General features: G+C 46.4%; 19 protein-coding genes. 4 read left to right on the top strand and 15 right to left on the bottom strand.

From position 1 onward, the window contains the following. Positions 1-158 precede the first annotated feature (158 nt). The gene (locus PP178_RS05605; RefSeq protein WP_272593326.1) at positions 159-2,360 is read left to right on the top strand and encodes a PAS domain-containing sensor histidine kinase; all 2,202 of its coding nucleotides are present in this window, start codon (positions 159-161) and stop codon (positions 2,358-2,360) included. Positions 2,361-2,370: 10 nt separating this feature from the next. Next, the gene (locus PP178_RS05600; RefSeq protein WP_272593325.1) at positions 2,371-2,778 is read left to right on the top strand and encodes a response regulator; all 408 of its coding nucleotides are present in this window, start codon (positions 2,371-2,373) and stop codon (positions 2,776-2,778) included. Positions 2,779-2,780: 2 nt separating this feature from the next. On the opposite strand, the gene PP178_RS05595 is transcribed toward PP178_RS05600, so the two are convergent. Together PP178_RS05595 and PP178_RS05590 are read right to left on the bottom strand one after the other, a co-directional pair. Continuing rightward, positions 2,781-4,190, bottom strand: coding sequence for a DUF5689 domain-containing protein (locus tag PP178_RS05595; protein ID WP_272593324.1), 1,410 nt, complete (start codon positions 4,188-4,190; stop codon positions 2,781-2,783). Positions 4,191-4,226: 36 nt separating this feature from the next. Next, positions 4,227-6,935, bottom strand: a complete 2,709-nt coding sequence (locus tag PP178_RS05590) for a TonB-dependent receptor (protein WP_272593323.1) — start codon at positions 6,933-6,935, stop codon at positions 4,227-4,229. Positions 6,936-7,075: 140 nt separating this feature from the next. On the opposite strand from PP178_RS05590, the gene PP178_RS05585 reads away from it, so the two are divergent. Then, positions 7,076-8,122, top strand: a complete 1,047-nt coding sequence (locus tag PP178_RS05585) for an endonuclease/exonuclease/phosphatase family protein (RefSeq protein ID WP_272593322.1) — start codon at positions 7,076-7,078, stop codon at positions 8,120-8,122. A 2-nt stretch (positions 8,123-8,124) separates the two neighbouring features. Here PP178_RS05585 and PP178_RS05580 read toward each other — a convergent pair whose 3' ends face one another. The 10 genes from PP178_RS05580 to uvrC all read right to left on the bottom strand — a co-directional run bounded on the left by PP178_RS05580 (position 8,125) and on the right by uvrC (position 23,187). Then, positions 8,125-8,715 carry a 3-keto-disaccharide hydrolase gene (locus tag PP178_RS05580; protein ID WP_272593321.1) on the bottom strand — a complete coding sequence of 197 codons (591 nt, stop codon included), beginning with the start codon at positions 8,713-8,715 and terminating at the stop codon, positions 8,125-8,127. Positions 8,716-8,769: 54 nt separating this feature from the next. Continuing rightward, positions 8,770-9,207: a hypothetical protein gene (locus PP178_RS05575; RefSeq protein WP_272593320.1), complete on the bottom strand. Its 438-nt coding sequence runs from the start codon at positions 9,205-9,207 to the stop codon at positions 8,770-8,772. A 90-nt stretch (positions 9,208-9,297) separates the two neighbouring features. Further along, complete coding sequence (locus PP178_RS05570; protein ID WP_272593319.1) at positions 9,298-12,543, bottom strand: TonB-dependent receptor; 3,246 nt, start codon at positions 12,541-12,543, stop codon at positions 9,298-9,300. 167 nt (positions 12,544-12,710) lie between these two features. Continuing rightward, the gene (gene pgi / locus PP178_RS05565) at positions 12,711-14,348 is read right to left on the bottom strand and encodes a glucose-6-phosphate isomerase (RefSeq protein ID WP_272593318.1); all 1,638 of its coding nucleotides are present in this window, start codon (positions 14,346-14,348) and stop codon (positions 12,711-12,713) included. 4 nt (positions 14,349-14,352) lie between these two features. Next, positions 14,353-15,630, bottom strand: a complete 1,278-nt coding sequence (locus tag PP178_RS05560) for a peptidoglycan DD-metalloendopeptidase family protein (RefSeq protein WP_272593317.1) — start codon at positions 15,628-15,630, stop codon at positions 14,353-14,355. A 2-nt stretch (positions 15,631-15,632) separates the two neighbouring features. Beyond that, positions 15,633-16,601, bottom strand: coding sequence for a tryptophan 2,3-dioxygenase family protein (locus PP178_RS05555; RefSeq protein ID WP_272593316.1), 969 nt, complete (start codon positions 16,599-16,601; stop codon positions 15,633-15,635). 8 nt (positions 16,602-16,609) lie between these two features. Then, entirely contained in the window at positions 16,610-17,413 is an 804-nt protein-coding gene (locus PP178_RS05550; RefSeq protein WP_272593315.1) for a DUF3108 domain-containing protein, read from the bottom strand. A 354-nt stretch (positions 17,414-17,767) separates the two neighbouring features. Next, positions 17,768-18,910 carry a 4-hydroxyphenylpyruvate dioxygenase gene (hppD, locus tag PP178_RS05545; RefSeq protein ID WP_272593314.1) on the bottom strand — a complete coding sequence of 381 codons (1,143 nt, stop codon included), beginning with the start codon at positions 18,908-18,910 and terminating at the stop codon, positions 17,768-17,770. Positions 18,911-19,140: 230 nt separating this feature from the next. Next, complete coding sequence (locus tag PP178_RS05540) at positions 19,141-21,390, bottom strand: patatin-like phospholipase family protein (protein ID WP_272593313.1); 2,250 nt, start codon at positions 21,388-21,390, stop codon at positions 19,141-19,143. A 9-nt stretch (positions 21,391-21,399) separates the two neighbouring features. After that, positions 21,400-23,187: an excinuclease ABC subunit UvrC gene (gene uvrC, locus PP178_RS05535; RefSeq protein WP_272593312.1), complete on the bottom strand. Its 1,788-nt coding sequence runs from the start codon at positions 23,185-23,187 to the stop codon at positions 21,400-21,402. A gap of 418 nt (positions 23,188-23,605) precedes the next feature. On the opposite strand from uvrC, the gene PP178_RS05530 reads away from it, so the two are divergent. After that, positions 23,606-24,172, top strand: a complete 567-nt coding sequence (locus tag PP178_RS05530) for a 5-formyltetrahydrofolate cyclo-ligase (RefSeq protein WP_272593311.1) — start codon at positions 23,606-23,608, stop codon at positions 24,170-24,172. On the opposite strand, the gene PP178_RS05525 is transcribed toward PP178_RS05530, so the two are convergent. Genes PP178_RS05525 through PP178_RS05515 form a run of 3 tightly spaced genes read right to left on the bottom strand, consistent with a single transcriptional unit; the run spans position 24,154 to position 25,861 of the window. Then, positions 24,154-24,789, bottom strand: a complete 636-nt coding sequence (locus PP178_RS05525) for a lipoprotein signal peptidase (protein ID WP_272593310.1) — start codon at positions 24,787-24,789, stop codon at positions 24,154-24,156. The genes PP178_RS05530 and PP178_RS05525 overlap by 19 nt on opposite strands. A 32-nt stretch (positions 24,790-24,821) precedes the next feature. After that, positions 24,822-25,442, bottom strand: coding sequence for a DUF4097 family beta strand repeat-containing protein (locus PP178_RS05520; protein WP_272593309.1), 621 nt, complete (start codon positions 25,440-25,442; stop codon positions 24,822-24,824). A 35-nt stretch (positions 25,443-25,477) separates the two neighbouring features. After that, entirely contained in the window at positions 25,478-25,861 is a 384-nt protein-coding gene (locus tag PP178_RS05515) for a TraR/DksA family transcriptional regulator (protein ID WP_272593308.1), read from the bottom strand. Between the last annotated feature and the right edge of the window lies 1 nt (position 25,862).

The following is a 25,862-nucleotide window of genomic DNA, read 5'->3' as shown; positions in this document are numbered from 1 at the left end:
GGCAAATTTTTAATCCTGTATAAAATTTTCCAGTGTTATGTTGAGAAATGAGTGTAGAAACATTTAACAGTCCACCAAATATCCCGTGGGTAAAGCCCTACCTTATACTATATGTATTAACTTAGCGTTGGAGTTAATAACCACAAACACTGACCCTTTTGGAAAATATTCAGACGCTTAACTTCATTAAGCATTCCCCTGTCCCTATGGCTTCTCTGGACAAGGATCTTCGGATCCTTGCAAATTCTGGTTCTTTTAATCGAAATTATGGGATTACCAACGGGCAGTCGGAAGGAAAATCCATACAGGAGCTGATTCCGGATATCCCCGGGAAACTTGTCGATGCCTTGAAAAAAAGCCTGGAAGAAGAAAAGTCCGAGGTCAACGAGGGAGAACGCTTTATCAGGGAAGATGGCAGTAGTCACTGGTTAAAATGGAATATTAACCCCTGGTCAGATGCAGATGGTGATGTAGGGGGTGTGGTGCTGGTCCTGGAGTCATTGACCTCTGCCCAGCGTGAGATAGAATTACTTCGCATGTCCCAAGAGGTAGCCAATGTCGGTGGCTGGGAAGTAGACCTGGTGAACAATCGCATTCACTGGAGTAAGATTACCAAGGACATCCACGAGGTCCCACAGGATTTTGAGCCCGACCTTGAGACCGGAATTAACTTTTACAAAGAAGGTAAGGACCGGGAGAAGATCACCAAATTGGTGAACCGCGGCATAGAAACCGGCAAGCCCTGGGATGTAGAGCTCCGGATCATTACTGCTAAAGGAAATGAGAAATGGGTACGGGCCAAAGGCCAGCCAGAATTGGTCAATGGGAAGTGTGTACGTATATACGGTACTTTCCAGGATATCGATACTCAGAAAAGGGTTACTGAAGAACACGCCATAATTTCTGATCGACTGGAGATCGCCACCCAAGCTGCCCAGGTTGGTATCTGGGATTACGATATTGTCAATAACAAGCTTGTCTGGGATGATAATATGTACCGGCTATACGGTATAAAAAAAGAAGATTTTACCGGGGTATACGAAGCATGGCAGGCTGGTGTACACCCGGAAGATAAAGAAAGAGGGGGGCAAGAGATTGAAATGGCTATCTCTGGTGAGAAACCTTTTGATACGGAATTCAGGGTGGTCTGGCCAAATGGGGAGATCCGTTATATCCGGGCACTGGCCGAAACCCAGCGTGATAAGCATGGTAATGCAATAAAAATGGTGGGCACAAACTGGGACATCACCGAATTAAAGAATGCTCAGCTAGAACTTGCCCGTAGTGAAGAGTCTTTTACAGGTACCTTTGATCAATCAGCGGTCGGGATGGCCCTGGTTGGCCTCAACGGACGGTGGAAAAAGGTGAATGACAGTCTCTGTAAAAGTATAGGATACTCCCGGAGTGAACTGATGAAACTTACCTTCCAGGATATCACCCACCCGGATGACCTGAACAAAGACCTGGACCTTTTACACGAAGTAATTGAGGATAAAAGAGATTCCTACCAGATAGAGAAGCGCTATTACCACAAAGAAGGTCATTTAGTCCATGTGATACTGACGGTTACGGCAGTAAAGGACATCCACGGGAAGTTAACCCATTTTATTTCCCAGATTATGGATATCTCCTCGCGTATCGCCGCCGAAAAACGTCTCAAAACCCTGGTCAATGTGACCAAGGACCAGAATGACAGCCTCCTGAATTTTGCACATATCGTATCGCATAACTTAAGATCTCATGCGACAAATATGTCTATGCTGACTACCTTCCTGGACGGGGAAACAGACCCTTCTGAGCAGAAGAACATCATTCAAATGATGAAAAATGCATCGGAAAGCCTGAATGAAACCGTTCAGCACCTCAACGAGGTGGTACAGGTGAAGACAGGTGCCCTGGAAAAAATGACCAGTGTGAGCCTTCTGAGTGCAGTATTGGCCGTGGAGAAGAATGTAAATGCTTTGCTGAAAGCCAACAATACTTCCTGCCACATCAAAATAGCCCGGTCTCACTTTGTGAACGTAGTTCCGGCATACCTAGATAGTATTATCCTAAATCTTTTTACCAACGCGATCAAGTACCGCTCCCCCGATCGCACCCCAATGATCACAATAACCTCGGCTAAACGCAACGGACGAATTATCATTCGTTTTGGCGATAACGGGCAGGGGATAGACCTTGACCGGCACAGGAACAAGATCTTTGGCATGTACAAGACCTTCCACAGTCACAAAGACTCTAAAGGGATAGGCTTGTTCATTACCAAAAACCAGATAGAGGCCATGAGCGGTACTATTTCGGTAGAGAGCAAGGTGGACGTAGGAACCACTTTTATTATTACGTTGAACGAAGGTTATTAAAAGAATTAAAGTGAAAAAAATACGTACAAGTTGTATAATCGATGATGATCCCATCTTCATCTACGGCACCAAAAGAATTATGAAGGAAGTGAATTTCTGCGATGAAATTCTTGTATACCAGAACGGGCAGCAGGCATTGGATGGGCTGTCATCTATCGTGGAATCTGATGAGAATTTCCCCTCGGTGATCTTCCTCGATTTGAATATGCCGATTATGAACGGTTGGGAATTCCTGGACCAGCTAATTACCATCAATCACCCCAAGAAGGATAACCTCATCATCTATATCATCAGTTCTTCAATTGATCCACGTGACCTGGAACGTGTCAAAGATTACGAGATTGTCCATAACTACATCCTGAAACCGGTAACGCCAAAAGATTTGTCGACCGTAATGGAGGTGCTTCACGACTATTAACCTTACCGCACTCCCGGGTTAAAATCCTGCGGAGCCTGCTGGGGCTGCTGCACAGTGCCGGCGGCCCCGGTATCATTGTATACTTCCCATTCCACCGGGTCGTAAACATGATTAGCTGTTATAACCGAAGGAATCCGTACCGCACGGCCATCTTCAAACTCGTGATCAGTACCTGAACCATCTTCTCCAACCCTGCCAAACACATCGACTACCAAACCATTTGCATTGACCAGCTCTATATTATCATCCCCGTTAGAATCTGCTGCACTATTGGCGGCCACCTCCAGGTCTGGGGTAATCCCGTATATCGCCTGAAATTCTGCCGCGTCCGGTGACAGCAGTATGAAACCAGCTGCAGCTATACTCATTCCGGAGAGATCGGTTATCGCACCTGCTTCTGTATTCGCATTGGTATACCTCCGGATGGTCCAGCCATCCAGGGATAGTGGCTGATCCCCTGCATTATATAATTCCAGGAATCTTGCGCCCGGGTTATTATCGGGATCTGCCAGCTCCGTGATCAATACAGATCCGTCTCGCGAAGGGTCTTCACTATCTTCGCTGGAATCGTCTCCTGATTCTGTATCGTCGGGGATATTTCCGTCAAGGCAACGCTCTCCTTCAAACAGCATATCATCCATACCGCGAACTCGGACTATGGACCTACCGTTTTCAGGCACATAGACCGCGGTCAACAATCCCCTCCCCCCGGGCATTATCGCTGTGGCAAAATCGGCATAGCCGCTGTTCTGTAATAGCAGGCGGTTATCATCACAGTCCTGTAAATTCCTTTCCGTCTCCTTATCTTTTTCTGCAAATGGCAGCCCGGCTTCCTGCTCAATCAATTGAAGCCCGGGAATGGAAACCAGGGTATTCGCGGATCTGCCGGGCAGGTTAATAGCATCAGTAGGTACAGGAACAATATCCACCAGGTCATCACAGGATGCTATAATATGCCCGGGCACCAATGCTGCCGGGAGCCTGCCAACAGACAGGTTTCCGAAGGTTGGGAAAGCGCCACCAAGGGTCAGCACTCCTTTACGTTTCCCAAGATATAATCCCTTAAGCTTAACCAGTATTTTGGAGCCGGGAGGATACCAGAGGTGAGAATCCGGTAAATCGATTTCCAGTTGCAAGCCGTATGCGGGATTGGAAGGATGGTCCTGGAAGTGGAGGCTTCCGAAGAAGTTACCATCTTTGTCGGAAGAGATCACATAGCCCTCGATAGTCCAGTCTTCTGTAATTTCCCGGGTGTTCCCTTCATAAAGGCCGTATACATCTTTAATACTATGTTTGACTTCCGGAAGTCCCTTACAATCCCCGCCTATTTCGTCCGATAAAAAATCCCTGATGCATGATGATGTCAAAGTCAATATTACTATGCCCGCAAGGCAATACATTATATTCTTCATGATTTTTCGATTTAGATTATTCCTATTTTATCTACTTTAAAAACTGATGGCCAGGTTCAGGAAATAGCTCCGGCCACGGCCATACCAGAATTTAGTTCCGAACGATGGCCTGCCGCTCCTGTGATCCTTCAGCCACTGGCCGAAATTCGCATTTCGCCCCTGTTCATAACCCCCGGTCGCATACGTACTGTCAAACAAATTGGAAAGGCTGAGGAAAAAGCTCAGGTAATACTGCTTAAGTCGCCAGGAGCGGCCCCCTGTGAGATTGAGCAGGTATACCGAAGGGATAGACTGCTGGCGAAGCATTCGCCTCAGCTCAGCATCTCCTGCCGCCGGGTTGGGCACTCCTGTTTCGGGATCCAAGGAAAATTGAGGAGTCCTGGCAAGGGTGCTTAAAGAGGGATATGCCCCGGAGAGGTAATCAGCATTGACAGCGATCCACCAATAATCGGGATGCCTGTAATTAAACCCAAGGGAGACAGCTGTCTGCGGGCCGGAAGAACGGAAATATTGTTCCAGGTCGGCATATCCCAGGTAGGCAGTTCCTTCCGAATTGATCTGCTCTTCTTCCTCCCCGCTATTATCAAAATAGAGGCGGACTTCCGGATCCCTGCTGTAGCGAAAATCACCCAGGGCCATCACCAAAGAAATGCTAAGGTCGGCACCCAGCTCGTGTTCCAGCCCCAGTTCCAGCCCTTTGTGCAAATAGTCTATCCCACTGACCACCTCTTGTATAAAATCAGATCCCAGGCCGGTATCGGCGTAGAAGAAATTGACATCAGAGCGATTGCGGAAACGAGTGTAATAGCCCGTAAACCGCCCTATCCAAGAGGGGCTTCGCAGGTGGTAGTTGATTTCCAGACCCCTGTTCTTTTCCACGACCGGTCCGGGAACAGCAAGGTGGTGATCCCTTGGATTGATATAAGTATTGATTGGCAATGGAGCTTTCTCAAAACTGCCAGCATTGACATCCAACCAGTGTTTACCATTTATTCCATAGCGCACCCCTGCTTTGATCCCTACTGCGGAAAACCGTATGCTTTCCCCTTTTCCAACGGAATTTTCGGGGTACCTCTCATTCTGAAAATGACCTTCTCTTTGCAAGCTCGTCAATTCGTAAGAACCGGAAATAAAGGCAGATATACCCGGCTTATGATATTGCAGTTGCAGGTAAGGCCGGGATTTCTGAATATGCAAGGTGTAATCATAGCCAAAAATGTCTCCTTTAGTCTTCCTAGCATTTCCCTCCATATCATTCAGTGTAGCGGAGAATGGATCCATATCCAGGTGGTATTCACTCCCCAGAAGGTCTCTCAATTCTGAACCATGGCGTGCCTGCAGTTTCCGCCAGGGCCATCCCCAGGAAAGTCTGAAACCGGAGATATCCCACTCTCCCCGGATATAGGCAGACCATAGCTGTGATCGGACTACATCAGCAGATAGCAGATATGCCGACTTCCCTTGTAAGAAAGGGTTTTGATTAGCGAGATAAAGTGATTCCCATGAGAATTGTGGTGCTGCAGTAAATGCCCTTTCAGACTGGTAAGCACTGATCAGGTTCGGTGCAGACGGGCTGTTTAAATAAAAAGATGGCAGCTTCCTGTAATAGGTAGGGTCCGGGTTGGGCGCGTTAAAATATCCCAGGCGGCTGTTAGACCGTTCTCCCCACTGGTAGGCCAGGCCTGATCGCAGATAAAATCGGCCCTTTTTATAAACGTGCTGTATCTGGCAGATTGGCTCCCGTAATTTGCGGATACGGGCATTTCGTATTTTACCGTCCTGTAGGCCCCAATAGGGATTATAATCACGTCCGGTTAAATTCATTACCTCGGGAGTTATAGCTGCTGATCTCCCTCTCTGGTTATAGGCCAGCAAGGCGGTGAGCAACAACCTGTGGTATGTCCATTGATAGACCAGGGAAGAAAACATGGAGTAGGCATCATAGGAAGTGCCCGCAATATATCCCCTGCCGGCCCAGCGGCCGGAAGCTGATAATGCATAACTGAGTCCTTTCCCGCTATCTCCACCTACATGGGTGAGCATAAGCCTTCCGGCATAGGTCCGGTTAGACAGGCTGCTACTGATCCTGCTACCCATCCGCATATCAGACGGAGCGGTAACGATAGTACTTGATCCCAGCATACCCCCGGGGGTTTCAGGGGAAGCCTGTAAGCCATAAGATATATGCTGGTTGCGGGTTACATCGTTCAGACCGCCCCACAGGCTCCACTCGGCCCGGCCGGTCATCAGACTATTCACAGGGAATCCATTGAATAAGACTTCATTCTCCGCAGAATCATAACCTCGCAACCTAAAATACACCTGCCCGAAATCAAATGCAGCCCGGTTCAGAAACACATCCCTACCGGCCTGCAGGAGCACCCGGTCTCCCCAACCGCTTTCCTCATCATACAACTCATTCTCCTGTAGCGGCAGGGAGACTTCCCAGGGTGATCCCAGATAAGACAAAAAAACATCTCCAACTTGTGTCGGTTTACCTTCTACCGAGACCCGGGTTTTATGGGTGCCATATCCCTCTTTATTAAAACTGATCTCGGTGAACCCGGGACGCCCTACATGTAATTCAAATTGGCCCGAGTCTCCCGTATAAACCCCTGTGCTGTCTCCAATAACAGTAACATAGACTTCATTTAAAGGAAGTCCATTTTCCCGGTCATACACCGCACCGGTCACGCTAGATTCCTGGCTGCTTATGATATTGATCCAGAAAACAATTATCGCCATAAGCCTGCAAACCTCCATCATCACTCTTCATAACCATGACCAACGCCGTTGGTAGTTCCTAACAACAGGCAAATTAATGTGGCCCACTGCAGTTTACTTGCAGTGGGAGGAAATATATTGGAGTGTGTTAATCGCGTAGTATGTCAATTCTGATCAGCCTGCTTTTTGCCTGCCAGATACCATGGATTCCCCAGGATGAACTTACCGGGGAAGGGGAAATACAATACAGGCTGATCGCCTTTTACAACGTTGAAAATTTGTTCGACATCCGGCGCGATTCCAGTATACTGGATATGGACCGGACCCCGGCAGGAAAAGACAAATGGACCTTAGAGCGCTACCAATTAAAGATAGCTCACTTGGCTGAAGTGATCTCCGGGCTAGGCAGCATACTGGATAAAAAAGGACCGGATATTATAGGTCTTTGCGAAGTGGAAAACTACGATGTACTTAACGATCTTATTTCTCACCCCTTACTAAGAGAGATTCAATACCGAATTATACATTATAACAGTCCTGACGAGCGCGGTATAGACGTAGCCTTACTTTACCGGGAGGATTCTTTCTTCCCCGTCAGTTTTAAAAGTAGGCGCTTACTACTCTACAACCTGGACGGGGAGCGGGATTACACCAGGGATGTATTGATCGTAGGAGGTTGGCTGGATGATGAGGCTGTTCATTTCCTGGTTAACCACTGGCCATCCCGCAGCGGGGGAAAGGCTCGTAGTAATGAAAACCGGCTGAGAGCTGCACGGCTCAACCTCGGCATGATCGATTCGATCCGAAGATCACACCCGGATTCAGGGATCATCGGTATGGGCGACTTTAATGACAACCCGGATGATGACAGCATGTATAAGGTATTAAAAGCGAAATCCAAAGGAGAGGCTAAAAGCAATACCTCCCTTTTCAACCCTATGATCCGGATCTTCAGGAAAGGTGGGGGCAGCCTGGCCTACAGGAACCGCTGGAGCCTCTTTGACCAGTTCTACCTAGGCACCACCTACCTGGAAAGGCAGAGGACCCAATGGACCTACCTGACTGCGGGGATCTTCAGCCCTGATTACCTGCGTCTATCACGAGGGCCCTACAAGGGATATCCTTTCAGAACCTATGCAGGGGGAAGGTATAACGGGGGATACAGTGATCATTTCCCCGTCTACCTGGTATTGTTCAAGGAAGATTGAAATTATTCCGGAACCACAACTTTAATATTGCGCCACTTTACTTTAATGCCGCCACCATCATGGATCTGCAGGGCGATACTCCCTTTTCCCTGGCCGATCTTCTCGTCCGTTATCGATACCATTTCCGTGCCGTTAAGCCAGGAAGTAAGCTGGTCTCCCATAACCCTTATCCTGAGTGTATTCCACTCTCCTTCCTTTAGCACTTCTTCTTTAGCGGCATCGGGCTTGATAAGCCATCCACGGCCGTATGATTCGTAGACTCCACCGGTATGCAATCCTTTCGGGGCCACCTCTACCTGCCAGCCACTGACTTTAGTTCCATCGACCGTAGAGCGGATAAAAACCCCACTGTTCCCATTGGATTCCTGCAGGAATTCCAGCGTAAGTTCAAAATCCTTGTAGTGTTTATCGGTAGCAAGGTAGCCATAGGCTTTATCCGGGCCGCTTTCAGACACCAATAAGCCATCTTCTACATACCACTTCTCAGTACCGTAGACCGTCCAGCCTTGCAGGTCCTCACCGTTAAAAAGTTCTTCTTGGGCTGTTAAGAGGGTGAAGCAAAATATCGCGATAAGACTCAGGCAGTATTTCATTGCAGTAGGTTTTTGTAGTTTAAAAGCTGATTGTATTTAATTTGTTGATTGCAATTAATTGAACCATTGGTTCCATGGAATCCGGCTAAGGATAAGGATCAATCCTAATCCGTAGAAAATTCCGATGCTTTTGAATTTCTTCTTGCCATCAAGGAATTTCTTATGCCTGGACCATCCGATAGTGATCAGGACAATCGCCAGGATATTGATAAAAGGATGCTCTACTGCCAGCAGGCGTGCCGCAGAAGTTAAACCTCCCATTCCAAACTCCTGTATAGCACTCAGGCCATTCGGAGATAAAAAATACAGTATTAGCCCCACCAGCAGTTGGATGTGAGACAATATTAAAGCGAATAAGCTGATGCGATAATCCTTTTCCAGGGTAAACATTCGGTTGCTGACCAGCCCTGTGATGGCATTGGCAACGGCCAGGAATAAAACGATCAGGACCACGTAGGCCAGGTAAGAGTGTACTATCTGAATAATTTCCATGTTCGGTTGTTTAGAAAAATTAAATGTAATGATTTTTGAGCATAAAAAAACCCCGGCGATTGCCGGGGTTCTATATATACTAAAGGTCTCTTAGTTAAAGATATAGCGGATACCCAGTTGTGCCTGCCACCTGGATGACTGAAGACCAAAGTCGTCCAGTTCCTCCATGTTCGGAGTACCGTCTGCGTTGATCACACCATCGTTGATTGCAAATGTTGGAGTGCTTCCTGTAGAAACAGTGGTTAAAGGTGATACTTCGCTCCTGATGAACTTACGCTTACCCCAATCCTTGTTTAACAGGTTGGTGAAGTTGAAAATATCAGCAGAGAACTGAAGCGTGTGCTCCTTATTTCCCCAGTTTACAGTGAAGTCCTGCAGAACCTTAAGGTCTACAACGTGGCTCCATGGTCCGCGAGATGCATTCCTTTCAGCATAACCACCTTTGTTCTCACGAAGGTACTCAACGCTGTTGATGAAAGTCTCCAGCCTGTCATACTGAGCAGCTTGCTCAACTGCAGTTCCGGAGAAAGTGATTTCGTCTGCACTTGCAGGGATGTAGATCAGTGCATTGTCCCTGGAATCATCATTCAGTAAATCACGTCCTTCACGGTAAGTAAAGCTGTATGGTCCGCTCTGTACACCTTCGTAGAATAAACCGATGGTAGTACTTACGTTCTCATTCCAGGTTAACTCGTAGTTAAGGTTAGCAGTGATCCTGTTTCCAAGAGCAAAGTCTGAACGGGTTACAGGAAGGTTAGAGTTTTTACCATTTACAGTGATCTGGTTCCTCCATTGAGAACTGTTCTGTGAAGAAGTACCATCAAAGATCTTGTTAGACTCCCCGAAGGTATAAGATGCCTGTCCTGAGAACCCGTTCTGGTACGGCTTCCTAAGGGTGAAGGAAACGTTAGTAGAGTTACCTCCTCCTGTGTTAGAAGCCAGGTAGATTCCCTGGTAAGTATCATCGATCTCATTCCTACGATCGTAGAATGGACGGTTATCGGCACCTTCGTAGAACCCTGCTGGGCCTCTCAGGTTCAGGTTCTCGTAGTAGATATCCTGGATCACATCAGTGTACAGGAAGTCAGCAGAAGCGATCAGGTTCCAGATAGGAAGTTCCTGGTCGATGGCGATATTGAATTTCGCTACCTGTGGTAATTTGAAATCCTTGGCGATCAGGTCGATGTTTCCACCAAATCCTCCGCTTCCAGGAGCAGGATCTTCAAACTGCTGGTTTACGTTTGGCTCAAATGGCTGGTTAAATTCGAACATGAAACCACCAATACTACCGTTATTGTTGTAAGTACCTCCTGGCCATACCAATGGCAGACGGGAAGTAAATACCCCGATACCACCACGGATCTGCGTAGTAAGGTCTCCTCTCAGGCTCCAGTTGAAACCTAACCTTGGTGCAAAGTGTACGTTCGGATCAATTCCCTGTCCTACACGAGCGCCCTGCAGGTCTTTCCCGAATGACTCAAGGATGCCAACAGTCCTGTTGTTGAAATCTTCGTTAACAGGTCCGTCAGACCAGTAAGGAATATCAATACGAGCACCAATTGTGGCCTTGAAGTTATCTGTTACCTGGATCTCATCCTGGATATAGAAACCGGCCTGGAAGGTATCAAACTGAGAAGAACCGGCAGATTCGTCCCCGGTAACACCGTTACCGATAAGCGAGTAACCATGCTGGTAAACGTCTGCGTTCTGACCTGTAATGAACTGGTTGATCCCTGAAGAAAGCAGGTTACCATCATTGTCAAACTGGTCTTCGAATGTATAATCTCCATAGTTGAATGCGAAGAACAGGTTCAGCATTTTCGCATATTCCATGTTAGCACCCAAGGTGACGGTATGCCTACCGGCATAAATATCAAAGTTGTTTGTGAATGTGTAAACATCCTGGTTCAGCAAGTTAGCTGTTGAGAAAGGCTCGGATCCGAAAGATATAGTTCCTCCACCATCTTGAATGTCTACTGTCGGGAAAGGCTGACCAAGAGGATCACGGTCATCCCTTACACGAGTATAACTGGCTACGAAGTTGTTCGCATATTTATTTCCAAACCTAGAGCTGATCTCCAGGGCCGAAGAGTTAGTCGTTGTTACGAAAGACTCAGATCCATTGATAAAACCAATATTCCTGTTCCCAGAGCTACGTGCTTCAAGGTTGTCTCCCTTTACGTATCCATGACGGAAAGATAATTTGTGGTCTTGGTTGATGTTCCAGTCGATCTTGGCAGTAAGTTTATCACTGACAAGTGTCCTGGTGTTGGCATCAAAGATCCCCGGGTTGTACCCGTATGTAGTTTGCAAAAAGTTAGCCAGGTTATCTACTTCAGCACGGCTGGCACGACCAGCGTAGTTGCTGAAATTAAATGGCTGTGGAGTTTCGTCATCCTGGCGCTCGTAGTTCACGAAGAAGAATAATTTATCCTCGATGATCGGCCCACCTAAACGAACCCCGTAAGTAAGGGCTTTAAAATCTGCAACCTTGCTACGCTCTTCCCCGTCTCCTACTAATGAAGGTGGAGTTTTACCTACCAAGCTCTCGTTCCTGAAGAAAGAGTAAGCAGATCCTTCAAACTCGTTAGATCCCGACCTGGTGATCGCGTTGATCGATCCCCCGGAGAATCCTGACTGGCGTACATCAAAAGGAGCGATGTTCACCTGGAAGGTTTCGATTGCATCCACAGAGAATGGGTTAACACCTGTCTGACCTCCGTTGGTTCCAGAACCGGCAAGTCCGAAAACATCATTGTTAACAGCTCCATCAATATAGATAGCGTTGTAACGGTTGTTCTGACCTGCAAGGGAGACAGAGAATCCATCATTCCCTTCAGTTACCTGCGCCTGAGGAGTTAACCTAACGAAATCCGCAATAGAACGCGAAGCTGCAGGGATGGTAGCAATCTCTCGCTGAGAGATGTTGGTCTCAGAACCGGTCTTATTTGAACTGAAAACCGAGTTAGAAACACCTGTCAAAACAACCTCATCCAGTGCGGTCGCAGACTCGGAAAGCTCTGCGCTGATACGGGCAGTCTGACCAAGGCTTAGGTAAACGTCACTGCTGACATTCTCATTGAAACCTACATAAGAAATAGTAACAGTGTAGGGTCCGCCGGTTCTCATGTTAGAGATCCGGTAAAAGCCGTCAAAATCGGTGGCGGCACCGTAAGTAGTTCCAGATGGCTGGTGAACTGCAACGATGGTCGCACCCAGTAAAGGCTCCCCGGTCTGGTCTGTTACTTTTCCCCCGATAGAGGAAGTTGTAACCCCCTGTGCAAAACCTACTGCCATACAAAGGAAAGCAGCGATTGCAAAGTACAATTGTTTCATGTGCATTGTGTTTTTGTGTTTAAATATGCGGTGCAAAAATCTCCCTTTTTAAGGAGGCGAGTATTAAGGTAATGTTAAATCCGGTTGTTAAAAAACGCGCGGAATCAACCCTAAATATGCTCCCGGGAAGCTTTTTTCCGAGGGCGAAGATATAGAAAATTTGTTAATTATCTCTTAAAAAACTCCAGGAGCTGCTTGGTAGAACTGTCGTGATTTCCAGATTCTTCGCCTTTTAATTCGCTGAGAATAGTAGAGGCCAGCTGCTTTCCTAACTCAACCCCCCATTGATCAAAACTGAAGATATTCCAGATCACACCTTGCACAAAGATCTTATGCTCATACATGGCAACCAGGGATCCCAGGCTTCGCGGAGAAAGCTTCTCTATCAGGATAGTAGTCGTAGGCTTATTCCCTTCAAACACTTTAAAAGGACGCAGTGAAGCAAGTGCATCAGCAGACATACCTTGTTTTTCCAGTTCGGCGGTAACTTCCACAGCAGTTTTTCCATTCATCAGGGCTTCTGTCTGTGCAAAGAAATTTGCCATCAGTTTCAGGTGATGGTCCTGGTCTCCATGCAATGATTTCTTAAAGCCGATAAAATCTGCAGGAATCAGTTTTGTGCCCTGGTGGATCAATTGGAAGAAGGCATGCTGGGAGTTAGTTCCCGGCTCCCCCCATATTATAGTACCGGTTTCGTAGTTCACCCTGTTCCCATTGCGGTCTACACTTTTCCCGTTACTTTCCATAATGCCTTGCTGCAGGTATGCAGACAAGCGGTTCAGGTATTGGCTGTACGGAATGATTGCTTCAGTTTCGGCCCCATAAAAATTATTGTACCAGATACTGATCATAGCCAGCATAACCGGGATATTCTCTTCAAAATCCGCAGTTCTGAAATGTTCATCCATTTCGCGAGCTCCTTCCAGCAGGTATTCAAAGTTCTTAAAACCTACAGCCAGGGCAACAGATAGTCCTACCGCACTCCACAGGGAGAATCGTCCTCCTACCCAATCCCACATTGGGAAGACATGTTCCGCGGCAATTCCAAATTCATCTATCTTTTCGGTATTGGTAGAAACAGCGGCGAAATGCCTGGCCACATCTGCCTGGCTAGCATGTTTCAGGAACCATTTCTTAGCTGTAGTGGCATTGCTCAGGGTCTCCTGTGTAGTGAAGGTTTTAGAAACAATCACAAATAAGGTGGTCTCCGGGTTCAGTAATTTAAGGGTTTCGTGGATATGGTCGCCATCCACGTTACTCACGAAGTGTGTCTTCAGGTGATTGCTGTAAAACTGCAGCGCCTCGGTGATCATGGCAGGGCCGAGGTCTGAACCACCGATCCCGATGTTCACAATATCCGTAATGGCTTTCCCGGTATAACCTTTTTTATCCCCGGAAATTACAGCCTCGGTGAAGGCTTTCATCTGCTCCCGAACCTGGTAAACTTCCTGTACCACGTTCTGCCCATCTACCATCACCTGCTCTGATTTTTTTGCTCTCAGTGCAGTATGCAATACAGCTCTTCCCTCGGTTAGGTTGATCGGGTCACCTTTATAATATTTATCGATTGCCTCTTTTAAACCACATTCATCGGCGAGTTGCAATAACAATTTGCGCGTGTCCGAGGTGATGCGATGCTTAGACATATCCACCAAAAAAGAACCCCAATGAATGCTGAATTTCTCAGCCCTCTTGGGATCATCTTTAAATAAGTTCTTCAGTTCCAGCGATTTCGTGTCCTGGTAATGTTTCTCCAGACCTTTCCAGGCATTGGTGGTCTCAGGATTAATGTTCTCTAAAGGCATGTTCTCATTTCATTGTTAAAAGATCTTCCGTCGCGAACTGGTCGTATTCCATGCAATCCAACTGCACCTTTTTAGGGTTGATGAATTCATAATACGCCGGTCTCAACGGTTCGGGCAGTGGCTCTGCCGCGGGGAGTTTTTCACGTAGTGGATCTACCTGCCTTCCATTCTTCCAGAATCTATAACAGACATGGGGTCCACCGGTATTCCCGGTCATCCCGATCCAGCCAATCACATCGCCCTGGCGTACAAAGTCACCCTTTTTTACATTTTGTGCCTTCATATGAAGGTACTGTGTGCTATAAGTGCCGTTGTGGCGGATCTTTACATATTTTCCATTGCCTCCCCTGCGGGTAGATTCGGTTACGATCCCATCTGCCGTAGCCATGATCGGTGTCCCGATCCCCGCTGCAAAGTCGGTTCCTTTATGAGGACGAACTTTATAGCCGTAATACGCAATCCGGCGTTTCAGGTTGTACTTAGAAGATATGCGGCTAAACTTGACAGGTGCACGAAGGAATGTCCTTCTCAGGTTATTCGCTTGGTCGTCATAATAATCTATTACGTTCTTAAGCGAATCGGATTCGTAGGCAAAGGCGTAGATAGGCTCCCCGTTGTGCTCAAAATAAGCCGCTTCAATGGGAGTAGCTCCTGCATAAATAGTATCGTTGATGTATTTTTCCTTATAGATCACTTTGAACTTATCGCCGCGCTGAAGATGGAAGAAGTCGATCGTCCAGGCATAAATGTCGGCCAGGTTATTAGTGACATTGTAGTCTATGCCCTGCTCCATGATGGTTTCAGAAAGGGACGAAGTAATGATACCGGAAGCTTCCCGGGGCACGTATTTCACCTTTCGTTTTCCCTTGTAAGCAGAAACGCTGTCCCGGAAATCCACCACGGTATAATTGATCACATCATTCTGATAGATGAATACCTGGGCGGCATCCAGGCTGTCTTTGGATTTGAGGATCAGGTAAGGCCTTCCAACGCGGATACGCCTTACATCTATAGTGTCTTTAAATTCTGTGGATATCTTGAAAATCTTAGGATAGTCTACCTTATTGGCCGTCATCAGTTCCCCGAAGCTATCACCACGACGGATGGTATCCCGAACCACGTTAAAGTCGGCCAGGTTAAACCCAAACCGCTCTTCAATTTTTGGTTCTTTGTTTTTTTTGATCTCGACATCCGCGCTGGCGGTTTCATCGATGGCCTGCTGATCTTTACAGGAAGCCAGGAGAATTGACAGTAAGAGGAAGGTGCCCCAGATTTTTCGCATTCCTAGTGTTTTATTTTCTCGGGGTTAAAGATATGGTCTACCCATTGTTTTCCCCAATTATTTAACTCTTCATTGGTGTGAACCTCCGGAAAGAAAACGATTTTCTGGAAGCTTGGAGGCAGGTATTGCTTCCAGTTGGTTCCGCCCGTCGCATCGATCTGCTCATCCCCTTTGCTCAGGTACCTATGGGCCGATCCTATATGCATCAGGTTCCAGTTCACATTGGCATTCACATCCATTAGCTTTAACGCTTCTTTCAGCGCTTTATTATCCTTACTATCAGCAGGTAACTGCTGATATTTTTCATAGATAGTGCAACCCTTTACTTCATTGGCGATCCGGATGAATCTTGGGGTGTAGCGGTACTCAAATTGTTTTAAGGTCAGGGTCTTTTCCCCGGTTGACAGGTCAGTTGCACCACGCTTCCAGTACATCTGCTCATACAGCTCTTCAATACTGTTCTCCGGCCCATACTGCTCACGAGTATCTGCATGTACCAGGTTTTCTAATGGAGTAGCGTAAATCTCGATCATCCTGAACTGGGCAGACTGGAATCCACTAGCCGGTAAAAGGGCCATGCGGTATTTCAGGAACTGCTCCCTTTCCATTCCCCGGATCATTATACTGAAAGAGGAGATAAGGGCCTTGTAATAACTGTTGATGCGGTTCACCTTTTCCGTAAAGAAAACTACGTCCTGAGACTTATCATCAACGATCTGCTTCTGCTCGTGCAGTATCAATTTAAAATAAAGCTCGGTGATCTGGTGATACATGATGAAGATCTCTTCATCTGGAAAATGTGTCCTGGGCACCTGCAGGCTTAACAGGGTGTCCAGGTGGATGTAATCCCAATAGGTAAGATATCTTTGGTAAAGCAGGCCGTCCAGGTAAGAACTCATATCCTGGCCGGAATCCTTGAACTTTTCTTCCAGTTTTTCTAATTGCGATTGCAGCTTATCATTATCCTTCATAAAGTGGTTTAGTCCATTATGATCTTAAACTGGTGCTTAAGACCGTTATAACCGTCCAGGTCTGCCTTTATAGAACCAACAGCAATATCCGCTTTAATCCTGATAGGAATACGGTTCATATCATTGGATACCCAAAGAGAGATATCTCCTTGTTCTTTGAACACCCTTCCCGCCTGTACGTAGGGCCGAAATTTAAGACATTCTACTTTACCGTATTTGGTCTTCAGCACTTCTTTTCCAAGGTATTTCAAACGGAATTTGAAAATACCGTCGTCATCATAAAGCATGTTCAGCTCTATAGACTTGCCAACCACCAGGTCTTCAGGATTATAATGGTTACGCAGGTAGTAGAAGGCCGAGATCAGGTCGTGGATGCTTTCCTGGAAGTTAAAATTAAACTTTTTCTTATTTTTCTTGTCGTTCAGTAGCGCCTGATCTTCCCTGTGGTCAAAATTGATCTCAATATCCTTGGTGTACCCACCTTCGTCTATTTTGCGGACAAACTTATAGGGCTTGCCATCTTTCTTGTCAAAATAACTTTCATAGGTATCGTCCACCTTGAAGAATATACTGGCGAATCCGGTGGTACGGCCTTTACCCACCACGTGGTAAACAGGGGAACCCTGTACCTTGTCTTCTTTGACGTGTAGCGTAGCATAACTGGCATTCAGGAAGCCGTAATGAATACGGAATTTCAGCCATTCACCGACCTTAAAGGCCGATTCCGGTGCCGGTTTACCATAGGGTTCCTGGTATTGCGAATATGCTGATGCACTGAGCAATAACAGTAAGAGCCAAGCAAACTTTCTCATCGCCTTAATTTGCCTCAAAAGTACTAAATAGGGCCTCATTTGAATACGTTTTCGGTTATTTAAACAAATTTTGTTCCAAAGTATTGTGCTGCTGCTGGGATACCGCGCACGGACTGGGCGTAAAAAGAGACAAAAAAAAGCCCCGACGAGCGTCGGGGCTTTTCCTAAATAACCAACCAAACTTTAAATTATGAAAAACCAATACTTAAAGTAACAAGGGAACCACCCCTTGCATGACACAAAAATACGGCGGTAATCAGGGAGTGAAAAACCTTTTAACGTACTTTAACTCCACCGTTAACAATACTTTATAGTATCAGCTTCAAAATTCACATTTTATCAGGAAAACGGCTCTTATAATGTGCCCCTTGATTCCTGCTCGCGCTCTATCGCCTCGAACAGGGCCTTAAAGTTTCCTTTCCCGAATGATTTGGCTCCTTTTCGTTGTATGATCTCGATAAACATGGTAGGCCTGTCCAGGATGGGTTTGGTGAATATCTGCAGAAGGTATCCTTCGTCATCCCGGTCGATAAGGATTCCTAATTCCCTGAGGGGTTCCAGGTTCTCATCGATCTCCCCAACGCGGTCCAGCACATCCTCGTAATAGGTAGCAGGAACGGTCAGGAATTCCACCCCGCGATCGCGCAGGGAAGCAACCGTTTGTATGATGTTATCTGTTGCCAAAGCCATGTGCTGCACACCGGCTCCGTTATAGAATTCTATGTACTCCTCTATCTGTGATTTCTTCTTCCCTTCAGCAGGTTCATTGATCGGGAATTTTATACGCCCGTTCCCGTTGCTCATCACCTTACTCATCAGGGCTGTATAATCTGTAGAGATATCTTTATCGTCAAAGGACACCAGTTGTGCAAAGCCCATCACCTTAGCATAGAATTCGCACCATTTGTTCATCTCGTTCCAGCCGACATTACCCACCATGTGATCTATGTACTTAAGACCTACATCAGAAGGCTTGTAATGCGGATCCCATTTCCTGTAGCCGGGCATAAAGATCCCGTCGTACTTGGAGCGTTCTACAAAAATGTGGACCGTTTCACCATAGGTATGAATCCCGGAAAGGGTGACTTCTCCGTGTTCGTCCTTAATGGTTTTAGGTTCCATGTAACTTTTGGCACCGCGCTTGGTGGTTTCCTCGTAGCTTTTCGTAGCATCATCTACCCATAATGCAATGGATTTTACACCATCCCCATGAGAGTCGATATGCTTATTGATCTCTCCCCCAGGTCGCATAGGAGAAGTTAGGATTAAGCGGATCTTATCCTGCTGCAGGACGTAAGAGACCCTGTCCTTGGAACCGGTCTCCAGGCCTGAATAAGCCAAGGGTTGAAATCCCCATGCCGACATATAATAATGAGCAGCTTGTTTTGCATTACCCACGTATAATTCTACGTGGTCCGTTCCCAGGAGTGGCAGGAAATCTTCTGCTTCCGGGTTTTCTTTAGGTAGTTGTAAAGAGGTTTTATCTAGTGTTGCCATAATAATTTACTGAATTGTAATTAGAAAATATAAAGAACTGTACCGGGATTGAAGTCAATCCGTATTACCACATTGCCCTGAGGTGGGCAGAAATATCCGTTCGCATAGCTAACATAGGGCGTTCCTTGTGCTGCAAATATCGTAAAATTCTATGAAACAGCAGCGTATCCGGGCTGCTTCTCAAACCTTGTAGTACAGGCGCCGGCCCGGTGGGGCGCGGCTGCAGAAATTCAGAACCAGTAGCCCACGCTGATCAATACGCGCCCATCGCCCAGTTCGGGCGACCAGGCATAGTATGCCTGCACCGGGCCCATAAAAGACTGCCAGCCGTAGCCTATGGCAAAACCGGTGTAATCGGGGGCGGTGAACCATTCCCCTGTACGGAAGATATCATCCTCCACATTGGCCATATTGGCCGCGAAAAGCAAGTGGTTGTTTGAGGCAAATTCGTAATCCAGTCGCATATACGCCTTAACATAGCTGTTCCCCGGAAGACTGAGGTAGTCATAGCCGAAAAAGGGCACAAAATTGTTAATGAAGGACGCCCCGTAACCTCCCAGGACAAAGTCCAGCGCAGTGACATTAGAGGTGCCCAGCTTAAAACCACCTTCGGTCTCTACATTGACAGAAAGTTTGGGTACAATTGGGAAGGCCATACCCATCCGTGCTTTGGCGATAGAGAACTCTTTAAAATTATTATTGAAATCAGAAGACAGCAGGTAGACGTGAAAATCGCCGTCAAAGTATAAGCCCCGGCTGGGAAAGTAGGAGTCGTTATAGGTATCCAGGGTAAGCTTACCGTATGTGCTGAAATAATTACTCTTCTCAAATACTGTCCTGGCCGAAGTTGGCGGGAGCGAATCCTGTGCGGGTTGGTTGAGGGTCAGGGAAGAGTATTTTAAGAATTTATGTTCCACTCCCAGGCTAAAAGCAAATTCTTCCTGCAACACGGTCTGAATGTAAGCCTGGTTGGTGAGATCGGTAACGTCTATATTTAGGTTGTTGATCAACTCTGCACCCGGCAATTCGAAATTAGAAGTGATCAGGTCCGAACTGATCTCCCTTGAAAATTCATTGAAACGCGAATTGATGCCGAAACTCCAGTAAAACCCCTTATCTATATAGTACTGCATATTATAGCGGACGTTATCCCCGAGGATAATGTCCAGGGAGGCCACATCATCATTGAACAGAAACCTTTTCCTGGTGATGTTGATCAGTGCTGCACTTTTATATAAGTCATCGTAATGTGCAGACATCCTTATAAAGGTCTTATTGGGTGCCTCCTTCAGGCTGATGATCAGGTCCTGGGCCAGGCCATTAGAGATCAGTTTATACCTGATGGTCTGGAAGTTCGTCGTTGCTGCCAGGTTGCTGATCCCTTGTTGCAGTTTTTCAAAGGTGGTGGGTTCACCCAGGCTGAACCTAAGCTTCCCCTTTACATATCCCCTGGTATAATTATCATTCCCGGTAATAATCAGGCGGTTTACAGTCAGGGAATCCACTGCAGGTATCGGTGTTGATCCTTTAGGAGCCTCCTGCTGTCGGGCAGCCAGCTCCTTTAGCGCGTCCATATGTACCCGGGTTGCTTCCTCCCCCCGTTCAGCAATGGTCTCTTTCAGGTTAAAATCGATGACCGAGAATTTATCGATTTCCGGCTTAATATAGATATCGGTATCTGCAGACTTCTGGGTCATGGCACCCACGGTGCGATAGTTGTTGATCTGCAATAACACCTCTGTTGCAGACAACAGGGATTCCCTGTCCCTGAGCCCATGCTGCACATCTACCCCGATAATAAAATTAGCTCCAAGGGCTTTTACCTCGTCTATAGGGTAATTGTTCAGCACACCACCGTCAATCAGGATCTGACCGTCAATTTCGGCAGGCTCAAACAGTGAGGGAAAAGTTCCACTGGCCATGATGGCCTCGGGCAGGTACCCTTTATCTAGCAATACTTCCTCCCCGGTCTCTACGTTGGTCGCAATACAAAAGAACGGAATTGGAAGTTGATTAAAATCGTCCACATCCTTTACGTGGTATAAGAGGCGGACCAATTCGTTATAAATGCTCTGCCCGCTGGAGATCGCGGGGGGAAAGCTGATCCTGAAATTCGTAAACGGAAGGGTCAGGGCGTAGCGCTCTGCATCATCTTTCTCATAAAAGGTTTTGGCGCTCCTGGGAAGGTTGTCCTGGATCAGGTCATTAAAATCTGTACTCCTGAAAATAGAATCCAGTTCAGAGGCAGAATATCCACTGGCATACAACGCCCCGACAATGGCTCCCATACTTGTCCCTCCAATATAATCTATATGCACGCCCGCTTCTTCAATCACCTTCAATGCCCCGATGTGCGCAATCCCTTTGGCTCCGCCACCGCTTAGCACTAAACCGACCTTAACCGGGGCTTGGTTAACAGCCTGCTGTGCAATGCTACCCGTGGTCAAAAAAAGTAACGCGAGAAGAACAAAATACCTCATAGAAATTAATTAATGAAAACGATCATAAACGATCCTGGCTTTAGCTTTTCCTATAGCCTTGGACAGGTCTTCAAAGGAAGCCTCTTTAACCCTTTTTACAGACCTGAAATTTTTAAGCAGGTCACTGGCAGTCTTTTCCCCTATCCCATCTATGGCCTCAAGTTCGGAAGAAATTGCGGTTTTACTGCGTTTGTTACGATGAAACTTAATCCCAAACCTGTGGGCTTCGTTTCTCGCTGTCTGTATGATCTTCAGGGTTTCCGATTTCTTGTCCAGGTAAAGCGGAACCGGGTCATCCGGGAAATAGATCTCCTCCAGTCGTTTGGCGATACCAATGATCGCGATGGTGCCCCGGAGCCCTAAAATCTCCAGGCTTTTCAGTGCAGCGGAAAGTTGCCCCTTCCCCCCATCGATAACAATAAGTTGCGGTAGCTCTTCTCCTTCGTCCAGCATCCGCCTGTACCTTCTGAATACCACTTCCTCCATAGAGGCATAATCATCCGGCCCGGTTACGGTCTTGATCTTAAAATGCCGGTATTCTTTTTTAGAAGGCTTCCCATCCCGGAACACAACGCAGGCAGCTACCGGGTTAGTGCCCTGTATATTTGAGTTATCAAAGCATTCTAAGTGCCTGGGCTCTTTGGAAAGTCGCAGGTCTTTCTTCATCTGCGCCATAATCCGCTTGGTGTGCCTGTCCGGATCTATTATTTTAATCTGGTTAAAGCGGTCCTGCCTGAAATACCGGGCATTTCGCTGGGAGAGATCCAGGATCAATTTCTTGTCCCCCAGCTTAGGCACTGTTACTTTTATGTCCGGGCTTACCTCTACAGGAAAGGGCACATAGATCTCGCGGGAGTTTGAATCAAATCGCTGCCGTATTTCCGTAATGGCCAGGGTCAGCAATTCTTCATCTGATTCATCCAATTTTTTCTTCAGCTCTATGGTATGTGACCGGATGATAGCTCCATGGGCAAGTTGCAGAAAATTGACGTAGGCAAAAGCTTCATCTGAAACGATGGAAAAAACATCCACGTTCGTGATCCTGGGGTTGACGATAGTACTTTTTGCCTGGTAATTCTCCAGCACGTCTATCTTGTCTTTTAATCGTTGGGCAGCCTCGAACTCCATGGCCTCCGCCTTGGCCTTCATCTCTTTTTTAAGGTATTGCAGGGCGAACTTAAAATTTCCTTTCAGGATCTGGCGGATGTCTTCTATCTGCTGGTTGTAGGCTTGCTCTGACTGCAGTCCCTCACAAGGACCCAGGCAATTCCCTAAGTGGTATTCGAGGCAGACCTTGTATTTCCCGGCCTGGATCTTTTCCTCCGAAAGATCATAATTACAGGTACGCAGTGGATATACACTTTTTACAAGTTCCAGCAGCGTTTTTACAGTTTTCATACTAGTATAGGGCCCGTAGTACTCGGAACCGTCCCGGATCAACTTCCGGGTTGGAAAGACTCTTGGAAATCTTTCATTTTTAATGCAAATCCATGGGTACGACTTATCGTCCTTCAACAATACGTTGTAGCGTGGACGATATTTCTTGATCAGGTTATTTTCAAGCAGGAGGGCATCGGATTCTGTTGGCACTACAATATGCCTGATAGTGTCGATCTTCCGAACCATTACCTTGGTCTTACCGTAGGCGTGGGTTTTGGTAAAATATGATGCTACCCGTTTTTTAAGGTTCTTTGCCTTACCAACATAGAGAATCTTACCATCCTTGTCATAGAATTGGTAGACCCCCGGACCGTTAGGCAGGGTACTCACTTGGATATCAATCGGGATTTCGGGCATTCAATACGGTAGTGTCTTACAAATATAACTACAAAGAATGTAGTTATATATCCTTAATAGCGGTTTTAGAACCCAAAATTATGGACAGATTTGGACAAAAAAATCCATTCCTGTTACCGCTGCGACAAAGTTTGCAGCCTCAGCATTTACAACCCTTTTGGAGCTTTTGAAGAGCTGCATCTGTTAAAAGTCAGCCAAAAATGTGTTGTTTATCGATAAAAATGTGCTCTTTATGGAGTAGAATTGAATTTTTTCATTATTTTTCTATCGTCAAAAACCTTAATCTATGGATAACTATTTAATAACACTGGGCATGTATTTAATGTTAATGCTGTTCTTTAAAATTTACTTTGCCGTTGCGGCCAAAGATTAACATCTTAAAATAAGTTCCCCGTTCTACACCCGTTCCCTCCCTCTCATGTTAAAAAAAGGGCTTAGGAATCATTACACCCAACTCAGGATGAGCATGGATATCGAAGTACTGGATAAGGCCAGTCTTTCGCTAGCTAACCAATTGCTGAAAATCCCGATATGGGACTACGAATATTACCATCTCTTCCTGCAGATCGCAGAGAAAAAAGAGATAGACACCTCATATATACTCACCTTGTTACAAGGCAGGGATAAAGAGGTGGTCATCCCACGGATGGGAGCAAATAATCAATTAGAACATCTCTTACTTACGGATAATACGCGGATTGCTAAGAACAAATGGAATATCCCTGAACCCCTGAATGGACTTCAGGTTCCGGTTGAGCAAATCGACGTGGTATTTATCCCGCTATTGGCTTTTGATGAGAAAGGGCACAGGGTGGGGTATGGAAAAGGCTTTTATGATATCTTCCTGTCCGCTTGCAGACCGGACACTTTAAAAATAGGGCTCTCCTTATTTGAGGCAATTCCTGTCATTTCCGATATTGAAGAAACGGACATACCCCTGGATTACTGTGTTACCCCTGAAAAGATCTATGACTTTACCTCCTGATCCTCAGAAGTGCCGAAGGCCTTCTTATTGAATACGATCAATATACCAACCCCGGTACTGATCGCTGTATCTGCAATATTAAAGACCGGTTCAAAAAACCTGAAGATCTGTCCACCGACTAGCGGAACCCACTCCGGCCAGCGGCTATCGATGATGGGAAAATAAAGCATGTCCACAACCTTGCCGTAAAAAAGTCCGCCATAAGGCTCAGAAGAGAAGAGCGTGGCCACCTGGTTGCTGCTGTCGTTAAATATAAGTCCGTAGAATAAGGAATCGATTATATTTCCAAAGGCCCCGGCAAAGATCAGGGATACTGCGAAGATCAAGGTCCTCGAAGCACCTTTCCGAATGATATCATACAACCAGTACCCGATACCCACGATCGCGAAGAGACGGAATACCGTAAGGATCAACTTCCCTGAACTATCGGAAATGGGTAAAATATCACTGAGTTTAGTCCCCCATGCGGCCCCCTCGTTCTCGATAAACAGGATTTTGAACCAGCTGAAAACGGTGACAGACTCACCCAGGATGAAGTTGGTTTTGATATAAATTTTACTGATCTGGTCTACCAGCAGCACAATGGCTATAAGCAGCAGGGATTTCCTTAAGTTCATTCAGTGTGGTATAATTGCCGCTAAAATAGGGATTATTCTTTTTTAAACAGGCTGATATGCCCCGAGATTGTGCGCAGGAAAAAATGATTATCTCCAGGGGGTATGATTTCCCGGTCCACTTTACCATAACTGCTTTCGGCATCCACTTCTCCTGTTGCATTGATAAGTACAATATCTCCTTGCTGGGTCTGGACGCGGATCGTTCCCTGGATATCTTCTAAAGAACAGCTGCCGTCGGCCAGTACAACTTCAAAGTTTTGGTATAGCCCACTGGCAATGACATTACTGCTATTCCCAAAAACCTTTACATTTTTTCGCAGGGGCAGGGATATCTCCAGGGAAACCGATACTACTTTATGGGCTCCGAGTTTGTCATTGGGAAAACGGAAATTTGGCTGAAATCCGGCGGCCACTTTAGCGGTCGCCCCATCACTTTCCAGCTTTAGGGCCAGGACAGACTGGTATTCCCCTTCACTTTGGGCGGTAACGCGGATCAATTCTGAATCGCCCGTGGTAAGTTTTACGCGGTAACTGTGATGTGCATCGACCAGGAGGTAAGAGATATCCTTAGCTTCCAAGGTTTTTGTCACCTGTTTCTGTGCATGCAAAAGGCCGCACAGTAAGCTAAGTAAGATGATGGTCAGACTATTCATAGCATAAAAAAAACGTCCCGAAGGACGTTCTTTACTTATTTCTGCATGTTCTTGGCTTCAATGCTCAAGGTAGCGTGCGGAACCAATTTTAGGCGCTCCCGGTTAATGAGTTTTCCGGTAACCCTACAGATACCATAGGTTTTGTTCTCAATACGCATCAAGGCGTTCTTGAGGTCCCTGATAAATTTTTCCTGCCTGATCGCCAATTGGGTGTTAGCTTCCTTGCTCATGGTTTCCGAGCCCTCCTCAAACGCCTTAAAGGTAGGAGAGGTATCGTCTGTACCATTGTTTCCATCGTTCATGTAGGAACTGCGAAGCAGGTCCAGGTGACTCTTTGCTTTTTCTATTTTTTCTTCTATTAGCACTCTGAACTCCTCGAGTTCTTTATCACTGTAGCGCACTTTTGTATCCTTGTCCATA

The organism is Zeaxanthinibacter sp. PT1 (assembly GCF_028464225.1).
Classification (GTDB): Bacteria; Bacteroidota; Bacteroidia; order Flavobacteriales; family Flavobacteriaceae; genus Zeaxanthinibacter.
This window is presented reverse-complemented; position numbering and strand designations above follow the sequence as displayed.